This is a genomic window from Arthrobacter sp. K41 (assembly GCF_059089645.1).
Genome location: NZ_JBNHEW010000002.1, coordinates 439,400 through 455,210 on the forward strand (window position 1 = coordinate 439,400; position 15,811 = coordinate 455,210).

Consider the following 15,811-nt stretch of genomic DNA (forward strand, 5'->3'; position numbering starts at 1 on the left):
CCAGCCGGAACCGACGGGAGGAACTTCATGCCCACCATTGCCACAGAAACGACTGCTCGCCCGGAAACCGCTGACAGCAGCGGCATCACCATCCGGAACCCCCGAACCGGTGATGTCCTTTGGACTGTGCCGGAGGCCGAACCCGAAGCGGTGTCCCGTGCAGTAGCGGTGGCCCGGAGCGCTGCGGGGGCCTGGGCTTCCACGGCGCCGGCCCAGCGGGGTGCGGCAGTGCGGGCCGCGGCTAAAGCTCTGGCTGCGGCCGCCCAGGAGTTGGCCGAACTGAACGCCAGCGAAACGGGGCGGCCGGTGGAGGAATCCCTCGCCGGCATTGGCGCGGGGGTTTCCACCCTTGAGCAGTACGCGGAGCTGGGGCCCGTCCACCGGGGCCACAGCCTGCGCGGCAACCCGCTCGCTTCCGATTACACCGTGGCTGAACCCCGCGGCGTCGCTGTGCTGCTCACCCCGTGGAATGATCCTGTCGCGGTGGCCTGCGGCCTGATCGGGGCCGCGTTGGCCACCGGAAATACCGTGGTGCACAAGCCGAGCGAGCGGTGCCCGAGGCTGGGCGAGGCGCTTGGCGAAGTGCTGGCCCCGGCCTTCCCACCCGGCGTGTTCCAGACCCTTTCGGGCGGCGCCGCCGTAGGTGCACTCCTGGCACAGTCCGAAGTTGACGTGATCGCACATGTTGGCTCCAGCGCGGCGGGCGCGCGGATCGCCAGGGCTGGAGCCTTGACTGGAGCCCACGTCATCCGGGAAAACGGCGGAAATGATCCGCTGCTGGTGGATCGTGACGTCGATCCGCTGTGGGCTGCCGAGCAGGCAGCGATCGGTGCCTTCAGCAACAGCGGCCAGATCTGCGTGGCGGTTGAACGGATCTACGTCCATGAGGACATCGCCGCCAAGTTCTGCAAGGCCCTTGAGGCCGAGGCGGCCCTCCGCAACAGCAACGGGACGGTGGCGCCGCTGGTTGATCTCCGGATGCGTGATGAGGTCCATGCGCAGGTCACCGATGCACTGAATCAGGGCGCACATGCCGTGGAAGGCGGCACCCTGCCGGACCGGCCGGGCTCCTTCTACCCCGCCACCGTGCTGCTAGAGTGCACGGACCGGATGCAGGTCATGACGGAGGAAACGTTTGGGCCGGTTGCCCCCGTGCAGGTGGTGAAATCGTTCGACGACGGCCTGCGCCTCGCATGCAGCGGCAGGTATGGCCTGGCCGCCACCGTCCTGAGCGGCAACATCGCCCATATCCAGCAGGCCGTTGCCGCCCTCCCGGTGGGAACCGTGAAGGTCAACGCAGTTTTTGGCGGGGCGCCCGGCGGCGCAGCGCAGCCGCGGGGGGAGAGCGGCGCGGGCTTTGGCTACGGCCCGGAACTGCTGGATGAGTTCAGCCGGGTGAAGGTGGTGCACATTTCCGCACCGCCCGCTGCAGCTCCCGGCGCGGCGGATGAAGACCGGGAAGTTGAAGAGCCTGATGTTGAACTGCGGGATGAGTCATGAGCCTGTCAGCTGAGAACCGGTCACGGGACGACATCCCCGCGGACCTTCCGGGCAACCCGCCGGAAGAGCCCGGTGCCGTTGACCTCTCGAGCCAGCGGGCCCTGTCGGAGTGGCTGCCGGGGCGTTTGGCAGCTGAGGAGCCGGCCATCCTCGTGGTTGGCGACCTGATGCTGGACGGCTGGTGGAGCGGCAGCATTGAACGGCTCTGCCGTGAGGCCCCCGCCCCTGTGGTGGACGTGCAGACCCGCGAGTCAGTTCCGGGCGGGGCGGCCAACACTGCCATGAACCTGGCCGCCCTCGGGGCACGGGTCTCCGTGGCGGGCATCGTCGGAACAGACGATGCCGGGGCGGACCTTCGGAACCAGCTCGTGGCTGCGGGCATCGACGTCAGCCACCTGCACAGCCACCCGGACATGGTGACCACCACCAAGATCCGGATCAGCAGCGGCGGGCAGGTAATGCTCCGCATCGACGACTCTGCCACGGCGGTGCCCGCCGAGGCGCTGGCCGCACTGGCGGCTTCGGTGCGCACCGCCGTCGAACATCAGGACGCGGTGCTGGTGTGCGATTACGCCAATGGGGTGCTGGCGGACCCGGTCCGTGCAAGCCTGGTGGACTCCCTGGCCGGGCCGGCGTCCGGTGACGGGGACCGTCCGCTGCTGGTGGTTGACTCCCATGATCCCCGGCCCTGGGCACCGCTCCGCCCGGACCTGGTGACCCCCAATGCACAGGAAACGGCGCGGATGCTTGACCTGAAACTTCCCGACGGCCAGGACAGGGTGGAAGCGGTCAGCAGGCACGCCCCTGCCCTGCTGGAAGCCACGGGGGCACGGGCCGTGGTGGTCACCCTGGACCGTGACGGTACAGTGCTGCTCAGGCCCGACGGCGTGACGCACCGTACGTGGGCCCGCCCGGCCGCGGAAAAGCAGGCCTCCGGTGCCGGTGACACGTTCGTAGCGGCGCTGACTTTGGCGCGCTCCGTCGGCCTGCCGCTGACGGCGAGCCTGGACCTTGCCCAGTCGGCCGCCGATGTGGTGGTGCATCAGCCGGGCACCTCGGTCTGCAGTACGGGCCAGCTGAGCCGGTACCTCAAAGCCTTCGCTGACACGGCACTGGGCGCTGACGAACTGCAGCGGCAGCTGGAGCTGCACCGGTCCCAAGGCCAGCGGATCGTGTTGACGAACGGCTGCTTTGACGTGCTGCACAGTGGCCACACCCGCTACCTGAACCAGGCAAAACAACTTGGGGACGTCCTGGTCGTGGCGCTGAACAGCGATGACTCCGTGCGCAAGCTCAAGGGAGCAGGGCGGCCCATCAATGGGGTGGCGGACCGGGCGGCAGTAGTAGCGGCTTTGAGCTGCGTGGACTACGTGACCGTCTTCGACACCCCCACGGCTGCGCCGCTGATCACACAGCTGCGGCCCGAGGTCTATGCCAAGGGCGGGGACTATTCTCCGGAAATGCTTGCCGAGACGCCCGCCGTGGAGCAGTACGGCGGGCGGGTAGCCATCCTGGATTACGTAGCGGAACGATCCACCACTGCCGTGGTCAAGCGGATCCGGGAAGGCGAAGGAGCCCTGCCCACAACCTAGGGCGCGGAGCAACAGGGCTGCTGAAACCAATTAGGGTTGAAGCATGACTGAAGCGTGGCATGGTAATGGCAAAACGCGGTAGGTCTGGGGCCCGGAACGGCCTGCGCCCTGTTGCAGGCGTGGTGGACATTCCGGCAGGAACACGCCCAAAGGGGCCGGTTGAAGGTGTTTACTACATCGATACCGGGGATTGCGAGCTGATCGCGGACCAGGACAACTCCACCGGCTGGCTCCTGAAAATCAACGGCGTGATGAGCTCGCACATCGACCTTGCGGATCCGCTTTTCCTGGACTTTGAGTACATGCGCTGGATGGCCGCGCTCATTGAGTCGCGCTGGCCGCCGTCGGGCACTGCGGGAACGGGGCCCAGGCTCCGCGGCCTGCACCTCGGCGGGGGCGCATGCTCCCTGGCCCGCTACTTCCACAGCGTCTATCCTGACGCCCGGCAGGTAGTGGTGGAGCTGGACGGCAAACTGGCCGAGTACGTGCGCGGCTGGTTCGACCTGCCCAAGGCACCGCTGCTGCGCCTGCGGGTGGGGGATGCCCGTGAGGTCACGGAAACCCTGACGCCTGAGACCCGCGACTTCATCATCCGGGACGTTTTCGCCGGTGCCCTGACTCCGCACCCGCTGACCACGGCGGAATTCAACCAGCACGTCAGGCGCGTGTTGGCGCCCGGTGGGCTGTACGTGGTGAACTCCGGTGACGCACCTGATTTGAAGAACGCCCGCGAGGACGCCGCCACCATCGCTGCAGCCTTCAAACACACAGTGATCATCGCGGACCCCGCCATGCTCAAGGGCCGCCGCTACGGAAACATGGTGATGGCCGGCAGCGATACGCCCTTCGGCGAGGACCCGAAGCTGGCACGGCGGCTCCTGGGCGGAGCGGTCCCGGCGCACCTGTGGGACGATGCGCAAGTTCGGGCCTTCGCGGCAGGATCACCGGTGCGCCGCGACCTGGTGGCTAAGTAGCTCAAGCACTGAGGCCGCGGCCCAGCAGCCACTCCCGGTGCCCGGCCATCTGCTCCCGCAACCCCTGGACTACCGCCGCCACCGCCGGCCGCCGCAGCGAGTCCGGCCGCAGCACCATCCAGTACGGCAGCAGCTCGGCGATCTCAGCGGGCAGCAAGCGGACCAGGTCGGTGTGCAGGTCCCCCATAAAACACGGCAGGAAACCAATGCCGGCGCCGGCACGGGTTGCCTCCACGTGGACAAAGACGTTGGTGGAGGTGAGGCCGTCGCGCATGGCGGGCACCAGCCTGCGCGGCGCATCCAGGTCATCCACCTGCAGCATTGAATCCACGAAATAAACCAACGGATGCTCGTTCAGTTCCGCCACAGTGGCAGGGGTCCCGTGCTCGTCCAGGTAGGCGCGCGAGGCGTACATTCCCAGCATGTAGTCACCAAGCCGCAACGCTTCGGCGCGGTGCACCTGCGGCTCGCCCACCACCACTTCAATATCCAGGCCCGAGCGCTGCTGCAGCGCCCGGCGGGTCATGGTGACCACCTCCACGCTCAGCCCGGGGTGGTCGCGGCGCAGCCGCGCCACCGCAGGCGCCGCGATGTAGGCGCTGAAGCCGTCGGTCGCCGTCATGCGGACGACGCCGGTAATCGGGTCTGGCGCCTGGCCGGCCGCTCCCAGCGTGCCCATCACGGCTTCCACCTGCTCGCCCACCCGCACAGCCTGCGCGCCGAGTTCAGTCAGCTCCCAGCCTCCGGTGGCGCGTGCCAGGACCCTTCCGCCGAGTGCCTTCTCGAGGGCGGCTATCCGGCGCGAGACGGTGGTGTGGTTCAGTCCCAAAGCCTGGGCCGCCGTCGTGAACTTTGCGGAGCGGGAAACTGCAAGGAGTACCAGCAGGTCATCCGGGTTGGCTTTCATGTCTGCAATTGTGCACATGTTTGGTGCTGGTTTGGTTATTGATAGTGCATGTCTGTGCAGCAATACTCGGTGGAGCCGCGAGTGCTGCAGGCAGCACGCCGGCTGGGCTGTTTCAGCGCTGGGGAGTACACCGGAAACACCAAAGGGGATGCTATGGAAAATTCTTTGAACGGACGCAAGGCCCTGGTAACCGGCGGCGCCAGCGGGATCGGCGCAGCCTGCGTCCGTGAACTGGCTGCCCACGGAGCGAAGGTGGTGGTGGCCGACGTCGACTCCGCCGGCGCCGCCGCGCTCGCCGACGAGGTGGGCGGCACCGCCTGGACCGTGGACCTGTTGGACGTGGACTCGCTTGCCACCCTGACCCTGGACTGCGACATCCTGGTCAATAACGCGGGAATCCAGCGCATCAGCCCCATCGAAGAATTTGATCCTGTGGAATTCCGCCGGATCCTCGCCCTCATGCTGGAGGCGCCGTTCCTGCTGATCCGGGCTGCCTTGCCCCATATGTACAACAACGGGTTCGGCCGCATCATCAATCTGTCCTCGGTGCATGGGATCCGGGCCTCGCCGTTCAAGAGCGCCTATGTCTCCGCAAAACACGGCCTGGAAGGGCTAAGCAAGGTCACGGCACTCGAAGGCGGTGACCACGGGGTCACATCCAATTGCATCAATCCGGGGTATGTGCGCACGCCCCTGGTGGAAAAGCAGCTCGCGGACCAGGCACAGGTGCACGGCATCCCCGAATCCGAGGTCCTGGCCAAGGTGATGCTTACGGAATCGGCGATCAAACGTCTCGTGGAGCCCGAGGAGGTTGCGTCGCTGGTCGGCTGGCTGGCCTCGGACCATGCCGGCATGGTGACCGGCGCCAGTTACACCATGGACGGCGGCTGGTCAGCCCGTTAGCCCAATAATAATCCGGGCTGGACTGGCCGCAGTGGTGGCTAGTCCAGCTTCCTGAGCTGCCGGTGGTCGTAGAAGAAGACCCCTTGGGCCGTGTCCACACCCGCAGATGTTCCCTGCAGGAATACCACCACGCCCTCGCGCCGGCCTTTGAAAGGATCGTCGCCCACCACGGCGTCGCCAATCCTGTAGGGGGACTGCGGGGTGAAGGTACTCCGTGCCCGGCTCCATACGCGAGCGGCCATTGAGCTCAGGCTCACGGGCCGGCCCATGCTGGAAAGGTCCTGGACAATAGCTTTCACCATGCGTACCAACTCCTTGCCCGCGGCGTTCAGCCGCTGCCTGGCGGTGCAGGTTAACCGGAACGCTCCCAGCGTGAGGGCGGCCCTCCAATCCCGGTTGGCACCTTACGCTTACGGTACGCAGTATTCCCAGCAGTCACACCAGTAACAGGTACTCATGTTTTCGGAGCGCCTATACTCGTTTATTCCCGGTACTTGGAAGGGCTGCTTGAACCAGCCTCGCGGTGCACTCCGGGCGCTGTTCACCGCTTGCCGGTGACGACGTCATCGGCCTTTTCGAACACCCACGCCACGAGCGGAACCAGGAGTGCCGCCAGTTCGTATCCGTGCTTCGTCAGGCTGTAATTGACCCGCGGCGGAATACCTTAGTTGAAAGTGCGTACTTCCTTTTGGGAAGTAAGCGGGAATCGCCGCAGTTGTGCTTCCTGACAGACACCGACTGAAAGGAAAATCATGAGCATCGTTATCACTGGAGCAACAGGCCAGCTGGGCCGCCATGTGGTTGAGGCCCTGCTGGAGCGCAACGTGCCCGCGCAGGACATTGTTGCCGCGGGCCGGTCCGTCGAAAAGATCGCAGACCTGGCGGCGCGCGGCGTACAGGTTAGAAGCATGGACTACGCCGATGCAGCCTCCGTAGCCGAGGCCTTGAAGGGCGCCGCCAAGGTGCTCCTCATTTCGGGCAATGAAGTTGGCCAGCGGGTGCAGCAGCACCGTACCGTCATTGAGGCGGCGAAGGCGGCGGGTGTGGACTTGGTCGCCTATACAAGCATCGCCAACGCGGATACCACCGGGATGAAGCTGGCCGCCGAGCACCAGGCCACGGAGGCTATCCTCAGGGCCTCGGGCGTTCCTTTCGTCCTTCTCCGTAACGGCTGGTACCTCGAAAATTACACCGACCAGCTGCCCGGCACCCTCGCACAGGGTGCCATCGCCGGAAGTGCCGGGGAGGGGCGGGTCAGTGCAGCGTCCCGGGCGGATTACGCGCATGCGGCGGCGGCAGTGCTGGTGGCAGAGCGCCAGGCAGGCAGGATTTATGAGCTGGGCGGCGATGAACCGTTCACCATGGCTGAGCTTGCGGCCGAGATCAGCGCCGCGGCCGGCAAGCACATCTCCTACCAGGACCTCCCGGCGCAGGAATACGCCGGAATGCTGGCCGGCGTTGGCGTACCGGAGGCTTTCGCGGAAACCCTTGCGGACTCCGACCTCGGGATTGCCCGCGGCGACCTCCTGGTAAGCTCCGGCGACCTGCGCAAGCTGATCGGACGACCTGCCACTTCGCTGGCAGACGCGGTCCGTTCAGCTGCTGCTGCTGTATAGCAGTTGTTATCGGGCAGCGGTGTTTCGGGATAGTCCCTGCGGCGCCGGACTACCATCCGAGTTCAAGCCTGGCTGCCCGGCACCTCTTCGGGCAGCTAGGATCCCGTGCCGGTGAGCGCCACAGTACTGCCAAGGCGATCATCAGCGCCCCGCCTGTTGCTTCCATGGTTGAAATCCGGCCCGGCGACCGTGCAAACCACTGGCGCGCCCAACCGGCAGCTATGGCCCAAATGCTGTCCGAAACCAGCGCGATCAGCAGGAAGACCGCACCCAACATCGCCAGTTGGAGCGGAATGGCGCCTGAGGGGTAATCCACAAACTGCGGCAGGACGGCCACAAAGAACACCACTGACTTCGGATTGGTGACACCAACCATCAGGCCCTCTGCCATCAGGCGCAGCGGTGGGGAGGACGCCGGCCGAGGCTGGGGGAGCTGGTGGTTACGCCGCTGCCGGATGGTTTTGATGTCCAAGCAGATCAGGTAGGCGGCGCCGGCCAGCTTAACCGCCGTGAAGAGGACCACGGATTGAGCAACAACGGCGCCCACCCCCAACGCCACCGCTGCCACCTGCAGCAGTTGCCCGGCCGCGTTGCCCAGGACGGAAAGGACGCCACCCTTCCAGCCGAGCGCCAGGGACCTGCCGTCCACGAACAATACGCTTGGCCCCGGCACGGCTATGAGGATCACGGCCGCAAGGGAAAACGCCGCCAGGTTGGAGGTCGGGACCATGCCTGATCCTAACTCCGGCGGGGCCCGTTTCGTCCCCGGTCCTGATTCCCACGCGCTCCTTCCCTGCTTGCTGAAGCGGGCTGCGGTGGCCACCGGCAGCGGCGGCCTCTTTTCCGAAAGGCCAGCCCGCCGTCGTCCGCCGTCCTTGACTCGATGTCCGGTTGTTCCTTACTTTGAAGGGTCCTGATAGGCCGCCAGTGCCGTCGGGAATACTGCTTGAGGACCACACGTACCAGCAGCCCAAGGAGATCGAATGAGAGCGATCGTGCAGGACGTCTATGGGCCGGCAAAGGTGAACAAGCTGCGGGATACAGCGGTGCCGGCACCGCACAAAAATGAGGTATAAATCCGCGTGCGGGCGGCAGGCGTCGACCAGGGGGTGTGGCACCTGATGACCGGCCTGCCGTACCTGCTCCGGCTGTTTGGTTACGGACTGAAGAAGCCTAAAGTTTCTGTGCGGGGCCGGGAAGTTGCTGGCGTGGTGGAGTCCGTGGGTGGTGGAGTAACACGTTTTGCTGCCCTGTTTCCGCCGTCACTGCACTCCAGGCTGTGCGGGACGTGGCCGGGATAACGGTTGGCCAGAAGGTGCTGATCATCGGAGCGGGCGGGGGAGTGGGCACCTTTGCCGTTCAATTGGCCAAGGCCTTTGGCGCGCAGGTCACGGGAGTCTGCAGTACCGGCAAGGTGGAACTGGTGCGTTCCCTCGGTGCGGATGCAGTCATCGACTACACCAGGTCCGATATTGCGGGCTCCGGAATGCGGTTTGACGTCATCCTGGACACCGCCGGCAACCGGCCGCTGTCCGCTTTTTGGCGCCTGCTCACACCAAAGGGCACCCTTGTTCTTATCGGCGGCGAAGGAGGCGGTAAATTGACCGGCGGGTTCGAACGGTCATTGGGCGCACCGTTTGCCTCGTTGTTCTCGGGGCAGAAATTTAAGGCGCTGGTCGCAAAGGAAACGCATTTGGACTTCGAGGCCCTGACGGTTCTGTTTGAAGCCGGCAGTCTTAGGCCCGCCCTGGACAGGGTCTTTCCCTGGCTGAAGCACCGGCCGCCATCACATACCTCCGCGGCGGGCAGGCGCGCGGCAAGGTAGTGGTCCGGATTTAAGGGACCGCAGGGCGGTGGCGGGCTCCGCCACGCTGGCCACGGGTCTCCATCGCGGGTGTCTGCAATGCCAGACACTGGAAGGACACCGGCTCGGAAAGTGCCACCGGTAAGGGTGCAAGCTTAAGTACGGTATCCCGGACTGGTTGGGCTTAAGAGTACGGAAAGAAGGAGGGCCGGTGTTAGCACCTGAGGCACAGGCGCGGGTCGGAAGCACACTAAGAAGCACCCCGAAGGTGGCGTCGAAGGTGCCCGCTGCCGAAAATACCCTGCGCATCCTCAAACTGCTGGCCTCCAGGCGGGGTCCGATGGCGGCGTCGCAAATTGCCTCCACGCTGGGCCTGCCCCGGTCCAGTGTTTACCACCTGCTGGGCGTGATGGAGACCAACGGATTCGTTTTGCACCTCCACGAGGAGCAGCGGTACGGGCTTGGCATCAGCGCCTTCGAGCTCAGTTCGGCGTACTCCCGGCAGGAGCCGCTCTCCCGGCTCGGCCGGCCGCTCCTCGCATCGCTCGTGGATGCGCTCGGGGAGAGCGCGCACCTGGCTGTGCTGCACGGGCGCGACGTGCTGTACATCGTGGAGGAGCGGGCCAAAAACCGCCCATCCTTGGTGACCGACGTCGGCGTCCGGCTCCCCAGCCACCTCACCGCGAGCGGGCGGGCAATCCTCGCGGCCCTGCCCAAGTCGCAGGTGCGCGCGCTCTACCCTAACGCCGCCGCCTTCACCGCCCGGCATGAGGTGGAAGGCGCCATCATGAAGTACTCTGCGCTGTCCTCCCACCTCGACCAGGTAAGGCAGCGCGGCTACGCCACAGAGCACGGCGAGGTCACCCCGGGCTTCGGCTCCATCGCCGCCGCCGTAACAGACCACACGGGATGGCCGACGGCGGCCGTCGCCGTTACGTTCCTCGAGGACAAGGTGCCCGCCCAGGATTGGCCGGTACTGGCCAGCCGCGTCCAGAAGGCAGCCGACGAGTTGTCCGTCCGGCTGCACGGACGCCCCGGAAACTAGCCACCCCCTTTGCCCTGACACTCAACTCTCCCAAAAGGGTTTTCAGGAACCAGGACTGCCGGCGGAACGAGTCGCCGCGAGCGTCTGAAATACCGGACAGCGCCCTCCTTGAACCTCTGCAAAGCCCATCCGCAAAGGGTTTTGATTGATACAGAACAAGCCCACACCTTGGAAAATGAAAAGGAGCCATTATGGCACCCGCCGATTTCACCACCGGTGCCCGCCCGGTCAAAGCAGCCCGCGGCACCGAGCTCACCGCGAAGTCCTGGCAGACGGAAGCCCCGCTGCGCATGCTCATGAACAACCTGGACCCGGAGGTCGCCGAGCGCCCGGATGACCTGGTGGTCTACGGCGGCACGGGCCGGGCCGTCCGCTCCTGGGCAGCATTTGACGCCATCACCCGCACCCTCGAAGCTATGGAAAAGGACGAAACCCTCCTGGTCCAGTCCGGAAAGCCGGTGGGTGTATTCCGCACTAACGAGTGGGCGCCGAGGGTCCTGCTGGCAAACTCCAACCTCGTAGGTGATTGGGCCACCTGGCCGGAATTCCGCCGGCTCGAAGCGGAAGGCCTGATGATGTATGGCCAAATGACCGCCGGGTCCTGGATTTACATCGGCACGCAGGGCATCCTGCAGGGAACCTTCGAAACCTTCGCCGCCATCGCCCGGAAGCTCACCGGCGACGGCAACGGAACCCTCGCCGGCACCCTCACCCTCACCGGCGGCTGCGGTGGCATGGGCGGCGCCCAGCCGCTCGCAGTCACCCTGAATGACGGCGCCTGCCTGATTGTCGACGTCGACGAAACCCGCCTTCGCCGCCGGGCCGGCAAGCGCTACCTCGACGAAGTTGAAACGGACCTCGACGCCGCCATTGCGAAGGTGCTCAAAGCCAAGGAAGAGCGCCGCGGCTGGTCAGTAGGCTACGTGGGCAACGCCGCCGAAGCGTTCCCCGAAATCCTGCGCCGCCACAAGGCCGGGGAGCTCACAGTGGACATCGTTACGGACCAGACCTCTGCCCATGATCCTCTTTCCTACCTGCCCGAGGGCATCCCCGTGGACGAATGGCACCGCGAGGCCGAAGCCGATCCTGAAGGTTTCACCAAAAAAGCCCAGGCCTCAATGGCCAAGCACGTCCAGGCCATGGTGGAATTCCAGGACGCCGGCGCCGAGGTCTTCGACTACGGCAACTCCATCCGCGATGAGGCCCGCAAGGGCGGATACACCCGGGCCTTCGAATTCCCCGGCTTCGTCCCGGCCTACATCCGTCCCCTGTTCTGCGAGGGCCTGGGCCCGTTCCGCTGGGTGGCCCTTTCCGGTGACCCTGAGGACATCCGCGTCACCGACGAAGCCATCAAAGACCTCTTTCCGGAGAACAAGCACCTGCACCGCTGGATCGACGCCGCCCAGGAGCGGGTGGAGTTCGAGGGCCTGCCCGCGCGGATCTGCTGGCTCGGCTACGGCGAGCGCCACAAGGCCGGCCTGCTGTTCAACCAGCTCGTCAGGGACGGCAAGGTCAAGGCGCCCATCGTGATCGGCCGCGACCACCTCGATTCAGGATCAGTAGCCTCCCCGTACCGCGAAACAGAAGCCATGGCGGATGGCTCGGATGCAATAGCGGACTGGCCACTGCTGAACGCCCTGCTCAACACCGCCTCCGGCGCCACCTGGGTATCGCTGCACCATGGCGGCGGCGTGGGTATCGGCAGGTCCATCCACGCCGGCCAGGTCGCCGTCGCGGACGGCACCGACCTCGCCGCCCAAAAGCTCGAGCGCCTCCTCACCAACGACCCCGGCATGGGCGTCATCCGCCACGCCGACGCCGGCTACGAGCGGGCCCTCGACGTCGCCACGGAACGCGGCGTCCGCATCCCTATGAACGAGAGCAAGTAAATAACATGAGCACGATTACCCATGAACCGCTGACCGTCACCCTCGGCTCCAGCGGCGCCACCCCGGAGGACGTCGTCGCCGTCGCGCGCCACAACGCCAAGGTGGACATTTCCCCGGAAGCCCTTGAAACGGTAGCCAAGGTGCGTGCCCACATCGATGACCTGGCCGCCAGCGACGTCCCGGCGTACGGGATTTCCACCGGCTTCGGCGCCCTGGCCAACCGCCACATTCCCAATGAACTGCGCACGCAGCTTCAGAAGAGCCTGATCCGCAGCCACGCCGCCGGCATGGGCCCCGCCGTGGAACGGGAAGTGGTGCGCGGCATCATGTTCCTTCGCGCCAAGACCCTCGCATCGGGCCGCACGGGAGTCCGGCCCGTGGTCCTGCAGACCATGGTGGACGTGCTCAACGCCGGTATCACGCCGCTGGTCCGCGAGTTCGGTTCGCTGGGCTGCTCGGGCGACCTCGCGCCGCTGTCCCACTGCGCCCTGGTCCTGATGGGCGAAGGTGAAGCGGAAGGGCCCGACGGCGAGCTGTACGGCACGGCCGGCCGCCCCGCCGTCGCGGAACTCCTGGCCCGGCACGGCATCGAGCCGGTCACCCTCGCCGAAAAGGAAGGCCTCGCCCTGGTCAATGGCACCGAGGGCATGCTCGGCATGCTCCTGATGGCCATCGCGGACCTTCGCCAGCTGTTGACGACGGCGGACATCACCGCTGCGATGAGCGTCGAGGCCCTGCTGGGCACCGACCAGGTTTTCCTGCCCGAGCTCCATGCTGCGCTGCGGCCACACCCGGGGCAAGCGGCAAGCGCCGACAACATGCTGCGGGTGCTGTCGGATTCGCCGATCGTGGCGTCCCACAAGGTGGGGGACTCGCGCGTGCAGGACGCGTACTCGCTCCGCTGCGCCCCCCAGGTGGCCGGTGCCGTCCGGGACACACTGGACCACGCGGAGCTGGTGGCTTCCCGCGAGCTCGCCTCAGCGATCGACAACCCCGTGGTCCTGCCTGACGGCCGGGTCAGCTCGAACGGCAACTTCCACGGCGCCCCCGTTGCGTATGTCCTGGACTTCCTGGCCATCGCGGTCGCGGACCTGAGTTCCATCGCCGAGCGGCGTACGGACAGAATGCTTGACCCGGCCCGTTCCCACGGCCTGCCCGCTTTCCTCGCAGCTGACCCGGGTGTTGACTCCGGGCTGATGATCGCCCAGTACACCCAGGCCGGGCTGGTGTCGGACAATAAGCGGCTGGCTGTTCCCGCCTCCGTGGACTCGATCCCGAGTTCGGCGATGCAGGAAGACCACGTCTCCATGGGCTGGCACGCGGCGCGGAAGCTGCGGAAAGCAGTGGAGAACCTGCGGCGGGTGCTGGCCATCGAACTGGTGACGTCGGCCCGCGCCCTGGACATCCGCACGCAGCTCTCCGGTGGGGTCCTGACTCCGGGACCGGCGGGTGCCGCCGTCGTGGCTGCGCTCCGCGACGTGGTGGCGGGGCCGGGAACGGACCGTTTCCTGTCCCCGGAGCTGGAAGCGGCCGACCAGCTGGTTAAGGAAGGTAAGGTGCGCCAAGCGGCCGAATCCGCCGTCGGCGCCCTTGCCTGAGCGAAGAATCTTCAGGAAAAGCGCATAAACCGTCCGCCTGGTGAAATTCTCAAGCACATGGTCATCAGGCGGACGGGGAGTGTAGTAGAACTGAAGGTGTAGTGAAAGTCACATCGAAGAGGCTGTGGCGCAGAACATATACAAAGGGGTAGAAGTTCAAATGAAAGCACGTGGGGCAGTCTTATCGAGGCGAAGTGCCCATTCCGCCGCGGTTTCGGACTGGAGGACTCTTCAGGCCGGGGAACGCGTCGAGATCATCAAGCAGGCGCATGTGGTGGCCACCGGGGAGGTGGAGGAAGTGTCCCAGAGCGGAAACGTCCTGTGGCTCGTGCCGGCTGGTCCTACCGAGAAAGAGCTCTTTTTGAAGTCTGACGGCGTGCAGGTGCGCCGCGGCTGACACCGCTTAGCAAACGCAAAGCAAAAGTCCCCGCCACTGCTTGATGCAGGGGCGGGGACTTCTGTTTGTGCGCGGAGAGGCATCCGTCGCAAGCGGTCAGGCGGCGATGGCCTCGTAGGTCTCGCCGGACGGCACTGACTCATCCAGGGCTACCGTGTAGCGTCCGGGCCAAAGCCGGGTCAAGGGAACCTGAACCAAGCGGCAGCACAGTCACAAACGGTCTGGTGGCGAAAACCTTGCCCACTCCGCCACGATGGTGGCAATCTATCAAAAATTTGGGCTTGCAAGAAGGAGATCCGTTATGAAGATCATGCGCCTGGGGGACAACGGCAAGGAACAGCCCGCCGTCCTGGGGCCGGCCGAAAACGGCGGCGAACAGTACTTCAGCCTGCTGCCCCTCACACGGGATGTGGACGGTGCCTTCCTGGCAGCGGGAGGGCTGGACAAAGTCCGGGAGGCACTCGAAGCAGGTACGCTGCCTGTCCTGGCGGAAGCAGCCTCCCTCCGCGTCGGTTCTCCGCTGGCCCGGCCGGGAGCAGTGGTGGGCATCGGCATGAATTACGCCGCCCACGCGGCGGAATCAGGTTCCGCTCCTCCCGAGATCCCCGTCGTGTTCCTCAAGCCGACAAACACCGTGGCAGGACCCTACGACCCGGCCCCGGTTCCGCCGTACTCCAGCAAGTATGACTGGGAGGTGGAATTGGGCATCGTGATCGGCAGGGAAGCCAGCTACCTCGGATCAGTTGAGGAGGCCGAGGAGTGCATCGCCGGCTACGTCACCGCGAATGACTTCTCGGAGCGGGACTACCAGATCCCGGGGGCGGCCGGCCAGTGGACCAAGGGCAAGTCCCTGCCGGGCTCGACCCCTTTGGGCCCGTGGCTTGTTCCTGCGGCGGACGTGGACGCCGTAAACCTGCCGCTCCGCAGCTGGGTCAATGGCGAGCCGCGCCAGGACTCAAAGACGTCCGGGCTTATCTTTGACGCGCCCACCCTGATCCACCACTGCAGCCAGTACATGCGGCTGGAGCCCGGTGATGTGATTCTCACCGGGACTCCAGAGGGTGTAGCGCTCAGCGGCCGCTTTCCGTACCTCCAACCAGGTGACGTGGTGGAAGTCGAAGTCGAAGGGCTGGGCCACCAGCGCCAGGAACTTTTCCGCGCCTGACGGCAATCCAGTTAGCCGGCCTTTACCGCCAGGACCGGGCAATCTGCCTCAAGCAGGATCCGCTGCGACACACTGCCCATGATGAGCTTTCCCACCGGCGTGCGGCGGCGCAGCCCGATCACGATCAGTTCGGCGTTGTGCTCTTCCGCGGCGTCCAGAACCTCCGCGGCGGCATCATGGCCACGGACCGGCTGCTTGATGACGTGCTGGATGCCCTGGGTGGCCAGCCGGTCCTCGATGCTTTGGATTTCCGGTTCCTGGGCGTAGCGGTTGTCCACCAGCGCGTCGCCCTTGGACGAGTTGATGACCAGGAGGGTGGTGTTGCTCTTCCTGGCCTCGGTGATGGCCTGGCTGAGGGCTGCTTCGCCCTCGGGGGTTGGGACGTATCCCACCACGATCGTCATGGTGTCTCCTTGTGGTC

General features: G+C 65.8%; 17 protein-coding genes. 12 read left to right on the forward strand and 5 right to left on the reverse strand.

Going from position 1 to position 15,811, the window contains the following annotated elements; translation table 11 throughout:
- Positions 1–27 precede the first annotated feature (27 nt).
- From AC5RTE_RS06385 to AC5RTE_RS06395, 3 genes are all read left to right on the forward strand, one after another.
- Entirely contained in the window at positions 28–1,500 is a 1,473-nt protein-coding gene (locus AC5RTE_RS06385; RefSeq protein ID WP_494040560.1) for an aldehyde dehydrogenase family protein, read from the forward strand.
- Positions 1,497–3,092: a D-glycero-beta-D-manno-heptose 1-phosphate adenylyltransferase gene (gene rfaE2, locus AC5RTE_RS06390; protein WP_494040561.1), complete on the forward strand. Its 1,596-nt coding sequence runs from the start codon at positions 1,497–1,499 to the stop codon at positions 3,090–3,092. Before AC5RTE_RS06385 ends, rfaE2 begins: the two co-directional genes overlap by 4 nt.
- A 65-nt stretch (positions 3,093–3,157) precedes the next feature.
- A complete protein-coding gene (locus tag AC5RTE_RS06395) occupies positions 3,158–4,066 on the forward strand; it encodes a spermidine synthase (protein WP_494040562.1) in 909 nt (302 codons plus the stop codon).
- A gap of 1 nt (position 4,067) precedes the next feature.
- Here AC5RTE_RS06395 and AC5RTE_RS06400 read toward each other — a convergent pair whose 3' ends face one another.
- Positions 4,068–4,973 carry a LysR family transcriptional regulator gene (locus tag AC5RTE_RS06400; RefSeq protein ID WP_494040563.1) on the reverse strand — a complete coding sequence of 302 codons (906 nt, stop codon included), beginning with the start codon at positions 4,971–4,973 and terminating at the stop codon, positions 4,068–4,070.
- A gap of 153 nt (positions 4,974–5,126) precedes the next feature.
- Between AC5RTE_RS06400 and AC5RTE_RS06405 the strand changes: the two genes are divergently transcribed.
- Positions 5,127–5,876, forward strand: a complete 750-nt coding sequence (locus AC5RTE_RS06405) for a 3-hydroxybutyrate dehydrogenase (protein WP_494040564.1) — start codon at positions 5,127–5,129, stop codon at positions 5,874–5,876.
- 38 nt (positions 5,877–5,914) lie between these two features.
- Here AC5RTE_RS06405 and AC5RTE_RS06410 read toward each other — a convergent pair whose 3' ends face one another.
- Both AC5RTE_RS06410 and AC5RTE_RS06415 read right to left on the reverse strand, forming a co-directional pair.
- Positions 5,915–6,178 carry a hypothetical protein gene (locus AC5RTE_RS06410; protein WP_494040565.1) on the reverse strand — a complete coding sequence of 88 codons (264 nt, stop codon included), beginning with the start codon at positions 6,176–6,178 and terminating at the stop codon, positions 5,915–5,917.
- Positions 6,179–6,417: 239 nt separating this feature from the next.
- Positions 6,418–6,537: a winged helix-turn-helix transcriptional regulator gene (locus AC5RTE_RS06415; protein ID WP_494040786.1), complete on the reverse strand. Its 120-nt coding sequence runs from the start codon at positions 6,535–6,537 to the stop codon at positions 6,418–6,420.
- Between the two features lie 91 nt (positions 6,538–6,628).
- Between AC5RTE_RS06415 and AC5RTE_RS06420 the strand changes: the two genes are divergently transcribed.
- The gene (locus AC5RTE_RS06420) at positions 6,629–7,492 is read left to right on the forward strand and encodes an SDR family oxidoreductase (protein WP_494040566.1); all 864 of its coding nucleotides are present in this window, start codon (positions 6,629–6,631) and stop codon (positions 7,490–7,492) included.
- Between the two features lie 49 nt (positions 7,493–7,541).
- On the opposite strand, the gene AC5RTE_RS06425 is transcribed toward AC5RTE_RS06420, so the two are convergent.
- Positions 7,542–8,222, reverse strand: a complete 681-nt coding sequence (locus AC5RTE_RS06425; RefSeq protein ID WP_494040567.1) for a LysE family translocator — start codon at positions 8,220–8,222, stop codon at positions 7,542–7,544.
- 391 nt (positions 8,223–8,613) lie between these two features.
- On the opposite strand from AC5RTE_RS06425, the gene AC5RTE_RS06430 reads away from it, so the two are divergent.
- From AC5RTE_RS06430 to AC5RTE_RS06460, 7 genes are all read left to right on the forward strand, one after another.
- Positions 8,614–8,793, forward strand: a complete 180-nt coding sequence (locus AC5RTE_RS06430) for a hypothetical protein (RefSeq protein WP_494040787.1) — start codon at positions 8,614–8,616, stop codon at positions 8,791–8,793.
- Positions 8,781–9,317 (forward strand): NAD(P)-dependent alcohol dehydrogenase, encoded by a 537-nt coding sequence (locus tag AC5RTE_RS06435; RefSeq protein WP_494040568.1) that lies wholly within the window; start codon positions 8,781–8,783, stop codon positions 9,315–9,317. The genes AC5RTE_RS06430 and AC5RTE_RS06435 overlap by 13 nt, the downstream gene beginning before the upstream one ends.
- Positions 9,318–9,507: 190 nt before the next feature.
- Positions 9,508–10,341 (forward strand): IclR family transcriptional regulator, encoded by an 834-nt coding sequence (locus AC5RTE_RS06440; RefSeq protein WP_494040569.1) that lies wholly within the window; start codon positions 9,508–9,510, stop codon positions 10,339–10,341.
- A 191-nt stretch (positions 10,342–10,532) separates the two neighbouring features.
- Positions 10,533–12,230, forward strand: a complete 1,698-nt coding sequence (gene hutU, locus AC5RTE_RS06445; protein WP_494040570.1) for a urocanate hydratase — start codon at positions 10,533–10,535, stop codon at positions 12,228–12,230.
- Positions 12,231–12,235: 5 nt separating this feature from the next.
- A complete protein-coding gene (gene hutH, locus AC5RTE_RS06450) occupies positions 12,236–13,828 on the forward strand; it encodes a histidine ammonia-lyase (RefSeq protein WP_494040571.1) in 1,593 nt (530 codons plus the stop codon).
- Between the two features lie 160 nt (positions 13,829–13,988).
- The gene (locus AC5RTE_RS06455; protein WP_494040572.1) at positions 13,989–14,225 is read left to right on the forward strand and encodes a hypothetical protein; all 237 of its coding nucleotides are present in this window, start codon (positions 13,989–13,991) and stop codon (positions 14,223–14,225) included.
- Between the two features lie 301 nt (positions 14,226–14,526).
- Positions 14,527–15,390 carry a fumarylacetoacetate hydrolase family protein gene (locus AC5RTE_RS06460; protein ID WP_494040573.1) on the forward strand — a complete coding sequence of 288 codons (864 nt, stop codon included), beginning with the start codon at positions 14,527–14,529 and terminating at the stop codon, positions 15,388–15,390.
- An 11-nt stretch (positions 15,391–15,401) separates the two neighbouring features.
- Here the strand turns inward: AC5RTE_RS06460 and AC5RTE_RS06465 are convergent, their stop codons facing one another.
- Positions 15,402–15,794, reverse strand: a complete 393-nt coding sequence (locus AC5RTE_RS06465) for a universal stress protein (RefSeq protein WP_494040574.1) — start codon at positions 15,792–15,794, stop codon at positions 15,402–15,404.
- Between the last annotated feature and the right edge of the window lie 17 nt (positions 15,795–15,811).